The organism is Haloarcula salina (assembly GCF_049603855.1).
Classification (GTDB): Archaea; Halobacteriota; Halobacteria; order Halobacteriales; family Haloarculaceae; genus Haloarcula; species Haloarcula salina_A.
The window spans coordinates 61,136-74,625 of record NZ_CP187150.1 but is presented as its reverse complement, the minus strand read 5'-3'; the positions used below and the strand labels follow the sequence as shown (position 1 = coordinate 74,625).

The following is a 13,490-nucleotide window of genomic DNA, read 5'->3' as shown; positions in this document are numbered from 1 at the left end:
TCGCTTCCAGTATTGCCTGCTGGTCCATAACGCAGCCATGTCGGTGTACAAAAGCGACCTCGAACACCGCACTTCATTCGATGGCCGAGTCCTGGACCCGCTCCCTGTTCGGCTCAGTTGGGGAATCGGACAGGTCGCTGATCTTCTCAAGAAATTTGAATCGACCTTTGAGGCGTTCACCTCCTCGATAGAGACCTGCCGGACCCGGGCAACGTTTGGAACTGAGACTCCCTACGAACTCCTGTCGCGTCGCTGGCTTCGACGTTCGCGGGATCTTCGAGACCGCATTGAGCTCTCCCTGCAGACCTCGATGTGGATCCAGTGGATCATGGAAAGTCTCTGGCAAGCAGACGAACTTGCTGCCTATCTTCAGGACAACGAGTCTCGCTATCTCCAGCAGTGTGGACCAGAGATGTTCAGTTACATTGCCCACCCGCCGTTACTCGTGGCTGTCTTGACCAGCGCGGCCATGGTCGAAGAAGTGGGTGCAGTCACAGTCGATGAACTCGATACCGGAATCAACCCAGAGTTGGACGACACGACACTCGATGAGGTTCTAACATGGATCCAAGATCAGGGTCTCGCTCCAGAGGCGATCGACCTGGATGTTCTTGATGATGTTCTGCGAGACGCACGCAACAACCTCTCACACTCAATGACGGCACGAAGCACGACGGTTACCGTAGAGACCTTCGAAACCTACGTCGAAGCAGTTCATATGGCGGTCCAATTGGGACTGCACCTCGCTGGTCGATTCGTCCGTGACGTGCTCGAACCCTTGGCCGATCTCCCGCTGACTCCAGATGTGGAACACAGCTGAGCGACTAGAGTGATTAAGTGGTACCAGATTGAGGTTGGTACGTAAGTTCAGTAATGGCCGACCTCCAGACCTATTCTTGGGATTCGATTTACGAGAGTCAACCCGCAACAGGTGGCTCGCATCTTGTCGATGAATTCTACGTTCCAGCCCTCGAACGTAGCGTTCGCTACGACCGCGTGGCGGGGTACTTCTCGAGCAGTGCCCTTGCCGTCGCCTCCCGCGGCATCCACGCGCTCATGGACAATGATGGAGAGATGCGACTGATCGTGGGCGCAGAGCTATACGAGACTGATCGACCAGTTCTAGAAGCGCTTTCGGACGAACTCAGTGAGGGGCTCGATGAACTCGATGACGAACGGCTTGATGCGCACCTCCAACTCCTTGCACAACTCCTCCAGGAGGGGCGACTCACGATTAAAGTCGCCGTCCCTCGGCGGGGGAACTGGGGTATTTTCCACCCAAAGGTCGGGATCTTTCACGACGAGGTCGGGAACTCACTGTCGTTCGAGGGCAGCGTTAACGAGACCGCCGGCGGCTGGGAGCGTAACTACGAGCGGTTCAAAGTCCATCGCGAATGGCACGATGGGCAGCGTGAATACGTCGAGGGTGACGTCGATACGTTCGGCCGTCTGTGGGAAGATAACCATCCCTATGTCGAAGTTTACGACCTGCCTGAGGCTATCGAAGCGGAACTCATCAACTGGAAGGCGCCGGACTCTGACACCGAGGTTGACACCGCATTGCAAATCGCCCGAGGTGAAGCGCCACCAACCGAGCGCGACAAAGCGAACATCATTGCCGACGGATCGCTTGCACCCGGTGGCCTGGCCCTCGCTGAAGAGGGCAGTACAATTACGCCGTGGCCCCACCAGCGCGTCGTTTCTGACACACTCGTCAACACCTACCCGAATAGTTTCCTCCTCTGTGACGAGGTCGGGCTTGGGAAGACGATCGAGGCTGGCCTCACGCTCTCCCGGCTTGGATTGACAAACGAGTTAGAAACAGGGCTCCTACTTGTCCCTGCGAGTCTGACGATCCAGTGGCAAGAAGAGCTCTGGGAGAAGTTCAATATCAACGCATATCGCTTTGACCGTGGAAGTGCCAGCGAGTACGTTTTCCATGACGCGTTCGGTCGCGAACAGGCACCGCCGTCAGTGACAGATCTCGATCTCGATGCCGACGAGCAATCAAAGGCGTGGGTTGAGAGCCCAATCTGGCGGTTCCTGCACGACCAACAGTCTGCGGAAACAACTGACGGTCCCGCGATTGTCATCATGTCGTGGCACACAGCCCGGCTCGACGATCGCTGGGATCAAGTCGCGCCACGTGACGAAGGTGCCGTTCGTACTCGCGATGACGTTCCAGCGAGTACACGGGGCCGAGAACCAGCCAATCGCGAAGGAGTCTGGGATGCAGTCATCATCGACGAGGCGCACAATGCCCGTTCCGGGAGCAAGTTCTATACGCTCCTTGAGCGCCTGCGGGAGCACACGCAGGCGTACTACCTGTTGACGGCAACACCGATGCAGTTGCACGCTGGCGAACTCTACGACCTGATGACGTTACTTGATCTTCCTGGCGAGTGGAACACGAAAGACCAGTTCGTCGAGTTCTTCGAAACTCGCCACGCACTGGCCCAAGCGCTGGACAGCCAGGTCGAGGGGGATGGTGGATCGGCCGATGCGTCGTGGTCTGCCCAAGCCACGCTGGACCAACAGCGGTACCAGGATCGATTACCGACCGAGCGGGCGCTGTCGGACAAGGTCTTCGATGCGGTTGCTGAGGAGCTTGAGATTGCTGACGAACAGCACGCACGCAGCATTGCGAAACAGCGAGTGCTGGAAGCGTGCAATCTCGCTTCAGACTATGGGGACGAGTACGACGGGTATATCGACTGCTTCAATTCGGCGGTCAACAACTACGATGTCGACCCATTCGAAGCGAACGAGGAAGAGAAGCTCAAATATCTGCTCTACCCAGACTGGAAGGCCGAAGACGAGTGGCTCACGTACTCCCGAAATGATCAGCTCAACGCCCTCGACGATCTTTCAGAGGCAGGGTGGCGCGTCATTCGAGATGTCCTTGCAGAATCCACCCCTGTTGATGCACTCATCCATCGGAACACTCGGGACACTCTGCGGAAGTATGAGCAGGTCGGATTGCTAGATGCGACGGTTCCAGACCGTGATCCCACGCAGCGAAAAATCGAATTGACAGCCGAAACGCGAGAGATCTACGACCGTATCGACGAGTATACGCGCAAGTTCTACAAACTCGCGCAGCAGTCTGACGAAGCTGAGACGCGGGCCATCGGCTTCGTGATGACAACCTATCGACAGCGCCTCACCAGCAGCGTCTACGCGATTTCACAGAGCCTGCAGAGCCGGCTCGAGACCTTGCGCGCTCAGCGGACCGTATTGAAGGGCAAACAACGGGCTGCCGGCCGTGATCAGCCGCGAGAGGGGTCGAGTCAGGCACTCCTGGACACACTCTCCGAGCTCGAACTGGACGATCTGGATGCGCTTGACGAAATCAGTGGTGACCTTGGGGACGCTGACCTTGCTGAAGTGGTCCCGAACGTTACTGAGCAGGGACTCAATCTACTTGAGCAAGAGATCGAGGAACTGGAATCGTTCGTTACCGAACTCAAGCGGATCGATGAAGACCCGAAAGTTAGTCAGTTGATTCAGGACCTCAGACAGCTGGATCGGGATGGACACAATCGGGTCATCATCTTCACACAGTATGCCGATACGATGGACTTCATCCGCAACAGTCTCACGTCTATCCACCGCACTTCAGTCGCGACATACTCTGGCCGGGGTGGCGAACTGTACGACCCCACCGAGGAACAATGGACGACAGTCGGCAAGGAGCGTGTGAAACGTGAGTTTGCCAACGATGACGGCCAGGTTGATATCCTCGTGTGTACTGACTCGGCTAGTGAGGGTCTGAACCTCCAGGAATGTGGCGCACTCATCAACTACGATCTCCCGTGGAACCCAATGCGAGTCGAGCAGCGTATCGGCCGAATCGACCGGATTGGACAGCGCTATGATGAGGTTACGATTCTCAACTACAGTTACAAGGACACGGTGGAGACGGATATCTACGACCGGCTTGATGACCGCATTGGGCTCTTTGAGAATGTCGTTGGAGACATGCAGCCAATCCTGTCGGGCGTCAGCCAGCAGATTCGAGATGCCACGTTGAACACCGCTCAAGACGAGAGTCAACACGCTGTTGAAGAGGCCGACAGACACCTCTCAGAGCAACTTGCGGAACAAGAGCAGGATGACCGAGTTGATGTTGGAGAATCGCTTGACTCGGTTGATACGCTCGTTAAACAAGACGTTATTGACGAGGCAAAGCTCGATGCCTGGCAGTCCTACAGCCATCCCGATATCGCCGATAACGGCGATGATGACTACGAGTATTCGGCCCCATTCGAAGTACCTGGCATCCAGTCGATCCTGGTCGACAACGAGACACTCACAGCAAGTGGATTGACATTCACGTCTGTACAGGACATCGATCTCAGTTCCAGTAGCGGAGAGTATGATGATGACTTCGAGTTCGATGAGAGTACGTATCGACTCACCACTGGTGAGAGCCCACTTGCGCTCCCATCAGATGGAGACAATCAGACGATGGCTCAGGCCATCGCTCCAGGTGACGAAGAGATAGCAGTCACGTTCTCTGCGGAGTGTGCAGATGAGTTCCCTTCGATCCAGCACCTCGCACCAGGAAACCCGCTACTAAGCCGGATTATCGATGTCCTACGAACCGCGACAGACGATCATACCCGGTTCACCAAGCAATCTGAGTTGCGTTCAGAAAGCGCATATAGGCCCATTGTGTCTGCATGGGCCCGGAAAGAATCGTTCGTGAGGATTGATGAAGACGGAAATGTGGCAGATGTCGCTACACTACAAGACCTTCCCAGATGGTGCGAGCGGTTCCTTGAAAACCGAAAACGAACCACGTAACTGATCGGGCATGGATGTCCCGTAATCTTGAGAATCGCAGTACATCCAGTGTAGCCCATTCCTAAGGCTACAGTACAGGGGTTGTCTGCAAAACCAGCTCTGTTGAAATCCTATTGAAACGATACATAGCGCATATACAGCAGAATTATACATTGAACGGTGAACAGCTACAATTGTCTGATAATGAATGCTTGGAAGCAGTTGGAACTCGGAGAACAAATCAGCTTACAAGTGGACTACCTTTCTTCATCAGAAAATGCCTTGGTGACTATCGGAAATCTGAAAATTAACCTGGGCAGATTGACGGATGATGTTGTTGGCGAAAAGATAGTCGTTGAAAAAGCATCAGAACAGTTTGGAGTATGCCTCAACACAGAATATCGCGAGGATGGGTATTTAGATTCCCATCCCTTGGCCAGCTATAATTTCTATCAGAATGTGGGGACGCATTCAGATCCGGAATATAGAGCGTGGATTCGCTCCAACTCTGACCCACAACCTGGTGAGGTGTTCACAGCTAAAATTGACAGGATAGGGTGGAATGATATGGGTGTCGTTGATGTCAACAATGATTACAAAATTCTTGTGAATGGTGTCACACAGGGTGATGTGGGAAAGTTGGTTGAAGCTAGAATGCGTGATAATGGACGATCGACGAACAAGGCTGAGAAACGGTCTGGCGATTTGAGAGTGATTGATACCCTGCCTTCGGCCCATTCTGTAGAAAGTGTAGAACGAATTGAAAACCATGAGGACTCCTCTGAAGATGCTCTCACCAATGCATCAGAGGAAGGTTCCTCGTCAGGAGAGGAAACGGTTAGTCCTCAGAATGACTCGGGATCACAAACGCTCAGCTCTCTCCGAAAGAAAGCAGAGGAAGATGCTATCGAAACAGTCCCCGAGGAATCTTCCACAAGTAAAGATCAACCGTCAGAATATACGAGGTCCGAAAAAGTCAAGAAATACGCAAAAGCTCGTGCCGAAGGCGTCTGTGAAGGATGCTCCGAACCTGCTCCATTCACGAGTAAGGCTGGGACTCCCTATTTGCACGCTCACCATGTCCATGAATTGAGCGAGGGGGGTTCAGATACGCCAGAGACCGTCATCGCACTCTGTCCCAACTGTCATTATCGGGTACATCACGGAGAAGACGGCAAAGAGTATAATGAGAAGCTAATACAGCGGTTAGCAGATATCGAGGGTCTTTCAGCCAAGTCGGTTCAGTCACAGACTCGTTAGTTGTGGAAACTGGGGAGCTGGCTGGTACGACTCTTATTTAGTATTCAGTTCACAATCTCGCCGAGCGACTGATCCAGTATTGGGAGATTTGATCTACTCCTCTGCGTAAATACGGACGAATAACCAGAATGCTATGCTGACTATATCTTCTGTATTAACCGTTATTTTGAGAGGGGGGGCTGCATCCGATTGTGACCGGTCGAATCAATAATTCTTCAAGGATTTCAACATATCCTCGAAACCAAATTTCACTCTGAAGCGGCCCAATCAATGCAGCCCCACTCAGAACCGGTTTCCTTCCAGTGACTCCGTCAGGTCCTGAACCGCGTTGATGAGTGTGTCGAGTCGGGCAGGGTCGAACGCAGTGATTCGCTGCTCCGATTGGTCGTAGTCAATGACCGCCGTTTCATCCAACGCAGGCAGATGACGATGGTGGAGTGAGCGTTCCAATTGATCGGGGGATAGTGGCGGCACGCTCGGCTGTGCCGAGAGCTCAGCAGCCAGTGTCGCACACTCCATCGGCACTTCCTCGGTCGAAAGTAGTTCGACGGCCCCGATCCGAACCTCGTGCCGGAAGATCGTGAATCCGTGGAGCGCGTCCTGTGTTGGCGCGTCGGCTGTCATTGTCCCCTCCTGGATCCCTGAGCGATCTGTTGACCAACCCAGCTGGCAGCGGTTGTAGAGCACATATTTGCCCATTCGGTTTGGCCTTCAGCGATCTGGAGTCCGGGGAGGGTCTGTTGATACCATTCATCCTCGTCACATGGCGACTGTGTCTGAGACCCCACATCTACTGCGAGCAGATGTCAGTTCATGAGTGTTAGTACGGGAGTATCGTTACAATCATTACTATCTGTTTGCTCGAACGTACTACTGGACCAATCAGGGGATCGCGGCCAGCGATTCGGGTTGCGGCACGGATCAGGCTATTATGGACTTTCCAGAGAACATTCACATCATGCCGTTCGGGTTCGAGAAAGACCGTATTGTCGAGACTGCGCTGCGGTCAAACGCCGACAAGGTCGTTCTGTTGGACTGGCTCGACGATATCGAACGCCCGTCGTACCACAACGACGTGCGCACGGCATTGGCAGACAGCCCATCGGAACAACGGAGATCGAGTGCAATATTTTCGACCTCTACGAGACGATTTCGGTGATCGCCGATCTGATCGTCAACGAACGCGAGGCCGGTAACGACGTCTATGTCAACCTCGCGACCGGGAGCAAGATCACCGCAATTGGTGGGATGATCGCCTGTATGGTGACTGGTGGGGCCGAACCGTACTACGTTCGAGCCGAGGAGTATTCGACGGGTGACGAGCCGGTCGGCCATGGGGTTGAGACGAAGATGGACCTCCCGCAGTACCCCATCGCGAAGCCAGCACCCCAGCGCATCGCAGTGCTCGGGTATCTCGTAAGTGAGGAAGACAGCCTGCGCGAGGGCATCAGTTACTCCGTCAACAAGAAAGATCTCATCAAATTCGGCAAACAGGAGGAGCTACCGTTTGCCGCCCACTACGATGGCAACTCGTACAACGGCTATTACCGCCGCCTCGAAACCCACGTGCTTGATCCGCTTCTGGAGAAGGGATACATTGAGATCGAAGAGCGCGGCCGTCGTAAGCTCGTCAGACCGACCGAACTCGGTCGGCAATCGTACGTGGCGTTTCAGTACGTTGATGACGAGCAGACGGTATAACAGCGGTTCGGGCTTTCATGACCTCCTGAGCACCCTCCATCCATGTAGTCCAGAGATTATATTTCGAGACGCCACATGAAGAGAGACAGGTGGCGCAAGCCCTCAGAACAATTGGGGCCTAATTTCACTTTCACTCTGGTTTCCATTCTTTTATTTGCATATCGACCATAATTATAAAGGCCATCTATTGATGGTAAAAGAGGAACCAATTGATGACAAGAAACAACCGCTTGGATGCCCACGCGAATGGAGAGAGCAACTATGCTAAACGCGACAATTCAGATACTCAGACCTCCTACTCACAAGAGACGTATTCAAACGAGCCAGAGGAGGTCGTTTTTTGTAAAACCTGCCGAGATAAAGTGACATCCTCCGCGCCGTGAACGGCGCGGCTTCCCACGCATGGGGAATACCAGCTAAGTGCGGCTATCGCTGGCAGAGGGTTCCGACCCGTGGAAGGCCGAGAGAGTCATTTGCGAGTGTTTCTCGCTCGTCTCACGGTGGGTCGTGGTGCTGTCACAGGCACTCCCATCCCGAGGCGAGTCATTGCCTGCCGGTTTCAGCGGCACGCTCTCTCCCCACGGGTCAGCCCGTTGTGCAACGTTGATTGCGCCGTTTATATCGCCCTGAAACGCCGTGATGTGGCACTCGTCGTTGGTACACCGGAACGTGGCTTGTGCGGCTCTGTTCCCGATGTGACCGCACTCGTGACACATCTGGCTGGTGTACTCCGGTCGGACGTACTCGACCGGGATACCTGCCTCTCGCGCTTTGTCCTCGACGCGGTTCTGTAAACGAGCGAACGCCCACGCATGGAGTCGCCGGTTCATGTACGCGCCGTAGTCCAATTCTTCGCGGATGTACGTCAGATTCTCCATCACCAGAACCGGCTTCTCGAATTGCCGGGCGTACTCCACGGCCTGCCGAGAAGCCTTCTCGACAATATCGGTGAGGGCGTTCTGGTAGTGGTTGAATCGCTCGTCTATCCGCCACTCAGCGGCGTCACGCTCTTGGAGTCGTTTCAGGGTGGTGTGCATCTCTTTGCGGAGATGCTTCGCACGGCTCCCGTCACACACAAACGGGCCAGTTGGTGAACCGTCCTTGAGGGCACAGCCCGTTATCAGGGCGGTTTCACCAATATCCAGACCGATGTGAGTTACGTCGTCGCCGTCTGTCGCGTAGTCGGGTTCTTCGACCGGAAACTCGACAGTGACGTGTAGTGTCCACGATGTACGATTCCGTTGCAGGCGGAGTTGGCCTGCCGACACCTCACCGTCTACGAGGTCGTGCCACAGACTGTCTTGTTCAGGATTGATACGAAGCGGTATCCAGAAATTCGTCCCGCGACCGGGTTGTGGAGCCCACCACGTAAACTCGTAGTCCCGCACCGGAGAGTGGTCAAACTCGGCGGCTTGGTTGGTGAGCCGAACCGGGTGGTCGTCGTCTAACTCCTGTGCGTCGTAGGTGTCGTGAAGTTGCGGGACGTAGTTACACAGGGCCGCTTTCGCCTGATACGGTAAGTCGTAGGGCGTCACCACGTCGCTGGTTGCGCTCATCGTGTCACATCCGGCGTCGAACGCCTCGTGTAGCCCCTCACGGTAGGTTTCGAGCAGGTCACACAGTTTCCGCTCCTTGTGTGCTGTCGGCGGGGCAAGCGTGGCTTCGAGCGTCTTAGTTGTCGTTTCCATCCGTCTCTAACCCTTGTTCGATTAGCTCGCGGTAGGCACGCGGATGGCGGATACCATTTTCACGAGCGTACTCTTTGACCCGCTCGTGTAGGTCGCCACCGCGCTCCATATCTATCTCTGTTCGCACAAGAATTTGTACGTTTCTGTCCTACTAAATACCTACGTTGGGTATTCAGTCAGGCAACAGCCACGGCGATTGTGGCACGGAGCTTACGCGATTCACTCCCGCCCTGCTCAGACCTCGGTTCCGACAGAGCGTCGGAACACTCGTCCTTCGCGGGAAGGGCGGGATTCTCTCGCTGTTAGAAGATTGCTGAGTACTATGAGCGGTCGCTCTTGTGAAGCACGTTGTTGATTTTCAGAGGGCGGCGTCGAGAGCATGTTTGAGCGCTTCGTCACCTGGTTTTCTGTAGAGTTCGCAGCGGAGCTGAAAGGCTCTGAAATACGGTGTTAGCTTGTCCTTTGACACTCCTCGATGGGGCGAGAGCCACGCGTCGCTGACGCGACGGTGGCTCTCGCAACCGTTGACGTGTACTTCGCCATCAGCGTATTCACCGTCGCCGTGGACGACGTATTCGCGGGAGAACGCGTCGTCTTCTTCGAGCGGCTCGTACGCCCGAAATCCGTCCGTATAGACGGTCAGCGACTCCTCATCGTGGTCAGCAAGCAGGAGTCGAATAGTCGATTCACCAGCGGATTTCGCTGGCACGACGTATCGATCGTCCGAGCCACGATCGACCAGCGTGAACACCGGCGGTTTGTCGCCGTCGTACGAGCCTCGTCCACGCGTGGACAGGCCACGCGAGCGCGACTTCTGGTCGCGCTCGCGGCCTTTGAGACCGGCAGAGACGTACACTTCGTCGATTTCGACCGGTCCAGACAGTGTGATCGAAGGCGCGTCGAGCGCGCTGGCGAAGCGCTCGACGCGCCGTCTCACCGTTCTGTACGAAAGATCGAGCTCCGCCTCGATCTGGCGAATACTCGTGTTGAACCGTAAGAACACGTAGATCGTGAAGTACCACTCTTTCAGCGAGAGCTTCGAATGAGCGAAGATCGTGCCGGTCTTGTCGTTGAACGTCCGGCCGCAATTCTTACACAGATACCGCTGATACTCCCGATAGCTGCCGTTTCTGACCGTCAGGTCAGAACGGCAGCGGGGGCACTCGACGCCATCACGCCAGCGAACCTGCTGCAACAGGTCCGCTGCAGCCGATTCCGACACGAACCGGCTTATTGGGAACATATCGGGCACCGCTGGCGCGGTGCCCTTGCCCTCTTCGACTTTCAGCCGCAGCTCTCGCTATCAACAATCTCCTTCGCAAGAGCGAATGTGCTATTGAAAGATCGGCGTCATCGAAGCCGGCGTCGAAGGTGGCCTCAGGGTACGCCGGCTCTCGGTCCACGTCAGTTGGCAACTGCTCCAACTTGAGCGTCCCACGGATGTCCCGTCGCGTTGTCTCGTGGCAACCGAGGTTGTGTCGTCATTCGTTCTTGAACAGACTGACGACCTACTGTTCCTAGAGAATTTCGGCAAGACTGTTCGTCAGCCACCGGCGTTAGTCGTCAAGGAATTCGTTGAGATCGCGAGCGGGGGACCGAAATCCAGCTTCGTCGATCCAGCGTTTGAGATACATATCTGCAGTCGTTACCGTAATATGATCACCTTCGACAAAACGGACAAGCAGCCCGATTGAGCCAGTTAGCTCAATACCGCGCTGGTTCGCAGTCGTACGTGCATCACCATCGTCAGTGATGACCGTTCCAGTAACGGCGTCTGCAACTGCCAGTGCCTGGGCTTCACCCGGGTCAAGCGTCTCCAAGAGAGACTGTTCTATTTCGTGTGCCTGCGACGACGGGTCAGCGACGGGGATATCCTTTTCAAGCACAGCAAGTGCGTGTTCGAGGTAGGGGTGGGTTTCAACACCCTCTGCGAGTTCCGTTTGGACAGCAGGAACCGTGACGAGTCGGGGGAGATCAACCAGCAGTTCGACGTGATCCACCTGCGCAAAGTTCGACAGGGCAGTTGTATTGAGAACGGTCGCGTTGTCAGGTGCCTCTGTCATTCGAGATTCCGGGCTACGTCGATTTCGTCGCGTGCGGCGTCCAGATCCTCGGGCCCAAATCGGAGTTCAACTCCCTCTTCTCGGAGGATGTCCCGCATCTCAAAGCGATTCACCTCGGCAAGCCGGGCAGCGGTTCCGAGAGTGATTTTCTCCTCTTCGTACAGTGAGACAGCAGCTGCAATCCGTGCATTCTCGTGTTCCTCGAAGTACTCACGTAACACATGGCGGATCGCATCGCTCTTGTTTTCGAAGATGCCCGCTTTGACAGCACCCTCCATGAGATCCGTGAGATCGTCCGGAATGGTGGCAGTAGTTCGGGACATGGCTTACTAGCTTCTAATTCTGCATACATCATATGAATTGCGGCGGTGCACCGGTGAATCGAGACTACGGCGCAGCAGTACCAGTGTTCCTGTCCAACCCAGTAAATAGAATATCGATCCTCGGCCGACCAAGTCAGCAGCTTCACGACTACTCTCGGGTTCGTGTACGGAAATTGCCTTCAACAACACCAGCTAGATGACAACGTGTAGCTGACAGTGCATTAGTTGAACAACCCCTCTAACTCGTCGCGCATCTCTTCCCGCCGATGGCGGCGCTGCTCAGCTTCGGAGAGGTAGTTATCGAGGACCACTCCCTCGTCGGTGGAGCCCTGCTCCTCGGCCACGTCGGCAAAGCGCTCGGCGACACGCCGGACAGCATCCCCGTAGGCCGTGTACCAGAACCGCCGTCCGAGCTTCGGGGTCGGTCGGCCGCCGTCGACGGTAACGTCGGCCTCTTCGGCAAGGCTGCGGAACCGGCGACGAATGGTCGACGTGGAGATGTGGCCACTCTTCGAACGCGTAGAGGGAAACAGAAACCCGTCCCAGCCGTCGCGATCGGCGAGATCGTCGAGACGCTCGTCGACGGCATCCAGCCCCGTCAACAGTGAGACGCTCCCCGGCCCGTTCTTCCGTTCGCCTTCTTCGAACTCGATGTGTGGGCCGCCTTCTTCGTCATCCGCTCCGAGGACGAGCTGATCTACGCGCAGCGCTGCGGCCTCACTCGGACGCAGGCCCCAGCCACAGACCGCGATGACGAGCAGACGGTCCTCGTCGGTTTCTGCAGCAGCGTGGAGCGCACGGACCTGGTCGGCGTCGAGAGCAGGGTTGTCCCACTCCGGTTCGGAGTCCCAGCCCATCCGTTTCTCGAGCCGGTAGGTCGGGTCAAAATCGGCGAGCCCGAAGTCGACTTGGTGTTGGTAGAACTGCCGGACTTCCTGGACGTATTTGAGCTTCGAGGCGTGCGTATTCAGTGCATCATCTTGCCGGCGGAGTACGTCGAAGGTATCGGCGACGCGGTCTTTCTCGTCGGCTCTCGAACCCTCACAGATGCCGCTGAGGAGGTCGTCTTCGCAGTGGACGTTCTGGTAAGCGCGTACGTATTTCCGGAGGACAGACCGGCGCGTGCTGACGGTCGCTTCGGCGCGACCCTGTCGGGTTGCCAGTTCCGCCAGATATTCCTCCAGCGCTTCGCGGGTCGCGTCGTCCTCGACGAACCCAAAGGGTTCCTCGGTCGATGGCTCCTCGAGCGGGACGCCGATCTCCTCGTAGAACTCGCCGGGCGAGAGGTCAAACTTCCGGGAGAGGTGACCAACGAAGCCCGCGTAGCGGTCTTTCAGCCACGCATAGGGTGGGGTTTCGGTCCGAGGGTCGAGGCCGTCGGCCCGCATTTCCGGTTCGATTTCATCCTGGTAGAACTCCTCGCAGTCGGTGAGGCTCATTGTCGAGTACCGCGGTGTGTCGGTTGTGCTGGACATCGTTTGGATTGCTGGCGTGAATTACCTCTTAGAGGGCGGTTCCTCGAGGTCGGGCCGATTCTAAGAGTGCTGTTTTCTCGTACGACAGTAGTACAGTCTCTTTACTGATAGTTCTTCGTGTGCAAGTTTCTGAGTGAGAAAACGCCGACAACACAGATACCACCCAATTTTGGCCTATTTGCCTGTAAATTG

At 55.7% G+C, this 13,490-nt stretch carries 10 protein-coding genes and 1 pseudogene; 5 read left to right on the top strand and 6 right to left on the bottom strand.

Annotation, left to right across the window (positions count from 1 at the left end; all coding sequences use genetic code 11):
- Window positions 1–43 precede the first annotated feature (43 nt).
- The 3 genes from ACOZ4I_RS20230 to ACOZ4I_RS20220 all read left to right on the top strand — a co-directional run bounded on the left by ACOZ4I_RS20230 (window position 44) and on the right by ACOZ4I_RS20220 (window position 6,048).
- Window positions 44–820 (top strand): hypothetical protein, encoded by a 777-nt coding sequence (locus tag ACOZ4I_RS20230; protein WP_424005580.1) that lies wholly within the window; start codon window positions 44–46, stop codon window positions 818–820.
- A 53-nt stretch (window positions 821–873) separates the two neighbouring features.
- Window positions 874–4,809 (top strand): helicase-related protein, encoded by a 3,936-nt coding sequence (locus tag ACOZ4I_RS20225; RefSeq protein WP_424005787.1) that lies wholly within the window; start codon window positions 874–876, stop codon window positions 4,807–4,809.
- 183 nt (window positions 4,810–4,992) lie between these two features.
- Window positions 4,993–6,048 (top strand): HNH endonuclease, encoded by a 1,056-nt coding sequence (locus ACOZ4I_RS20220; protein ID WP_424005785.1) that lies wholly within the window; start codon window positions 4,993–4,995, stop codon window positions 6,046–6,048.
- Window positions 6,049–6,330: 282 nt separating this feature from the next.
- Here ACOZ4I_RS20220 and ACOZ4I_RS20215 read toward each other — a convergent pair whose 3' ends face one another.
- Complete coding sequence (locus ACOZ4I_RS20215) at window positions 6,331–6,672, bottom strand: DUF7344 domain-containing protein (RefSeq protein ID WP_424005784.1); 342 nt, start codon at window positions 6,670–6,672, stop codon at window positions 6,331–6,333.
- A gap of 307 nt (window positions 6,673–6,979) precedes the next feature.
- Here ACOZ4I_RS20215 and ACOZ4I_RS20210 point away from each other — a divergent pair.
- Both ACOZ4I_RS20210 and ACOZ4I_RS20205 read left to right on the top strand, forming a co-directional pair.
- Window positions 6,980–7,296: pseudogene (locus ACOZ4I_RS20210) on the top strand (DUF6293 family protein); the annotation flags it as partial.
- Window positions 7,297–7,749: a DUF6293 family protein gene (locus ACOZ4I_RS20205; RefSeq protein WP_424005794.1), complete on the top strand. Its 453-nt coding sequence runs from the start codon at window positions 7,297–7,299 to the stop codon at window positions 7,747–7,749. It abuts the pseudogene before it with no gap.
- Window positions 7,750–8,165: 416 nt separating this feature from the next.
- On the opposite strand, the gene ACOZ4I_RS20200 is transcribed toward ACOZ4I_RS20205, so the two are convergent.
- The 5 genes from ACOZ4I_RS20200 to ACOZ4I_RS20180 form a co-directional block, all read right to left on the bottom strand.
- Entirely contained in the window at window positions 8,166–9,437 is a 1,272-nt protein-coding gene (locus ACOZ4I_RS20200) for an RNA-guided endonuclease TnpB family protein (protein WP_424005782.1), read from the bottom strand.
- A 358-nt stretch (window positions 9,438–9,795) separates the two neighbouring features.
- A complete protein-coding gene (locus tag ACOZ4I_RS20195) occupies window positions 9,796–10,680 on the bottom strand; it encodes an IS1595 family transposase (protein WP_424005781.1) in 885 nt (294 codons plus the stop codon).
- A 313-nt stretch (window positions 10,681–10,993) separates the two neighbouring features.
- Window positions 10,994–11,500, bottom strand: a complete 507-nt coding sequence (locus ACOZ4I_RS20190; RefSeq protein ID WP_424005779.1) for a twitching motility protein PilT — start codon at window positions 11,498–11,500, stop codon at window positions 10,994–10,996.
- On the bottom strand, window positions 11,497–11,823 hold the full coding sequence (locus ACOZ4I_RS20185) for a UPF0175 family protein (RefSeq protein ID WP_424005777.1): 327 nt from the start codon (window positions 11,821–11,823) through the stop codon (window positions 11,497–11,499). Before ACOZ4I_RS20185 ends, ACOZ4I_RS20190 begins: the two co-directional genes overlap by 4 nt.
- A 221-nt stretch (window positions 11,824–12,044) precedes the next feature.
- Window positions 12,045–13,262 carry a tyrosine-type recombinase/integrase gene (locus ACOZ4I_RS20180; protein ID WP_424005775.1) on the bottom strand — a complete coding sequence of 406 codons (1,218 nt, stop codon included), beginning with the start codon at window positions 13,260–13,262 and terminating at the stop codon, window positions 12,045–12,047.
- Window positions 13,263–13,490: the final 228 nt, after the last annotated feature.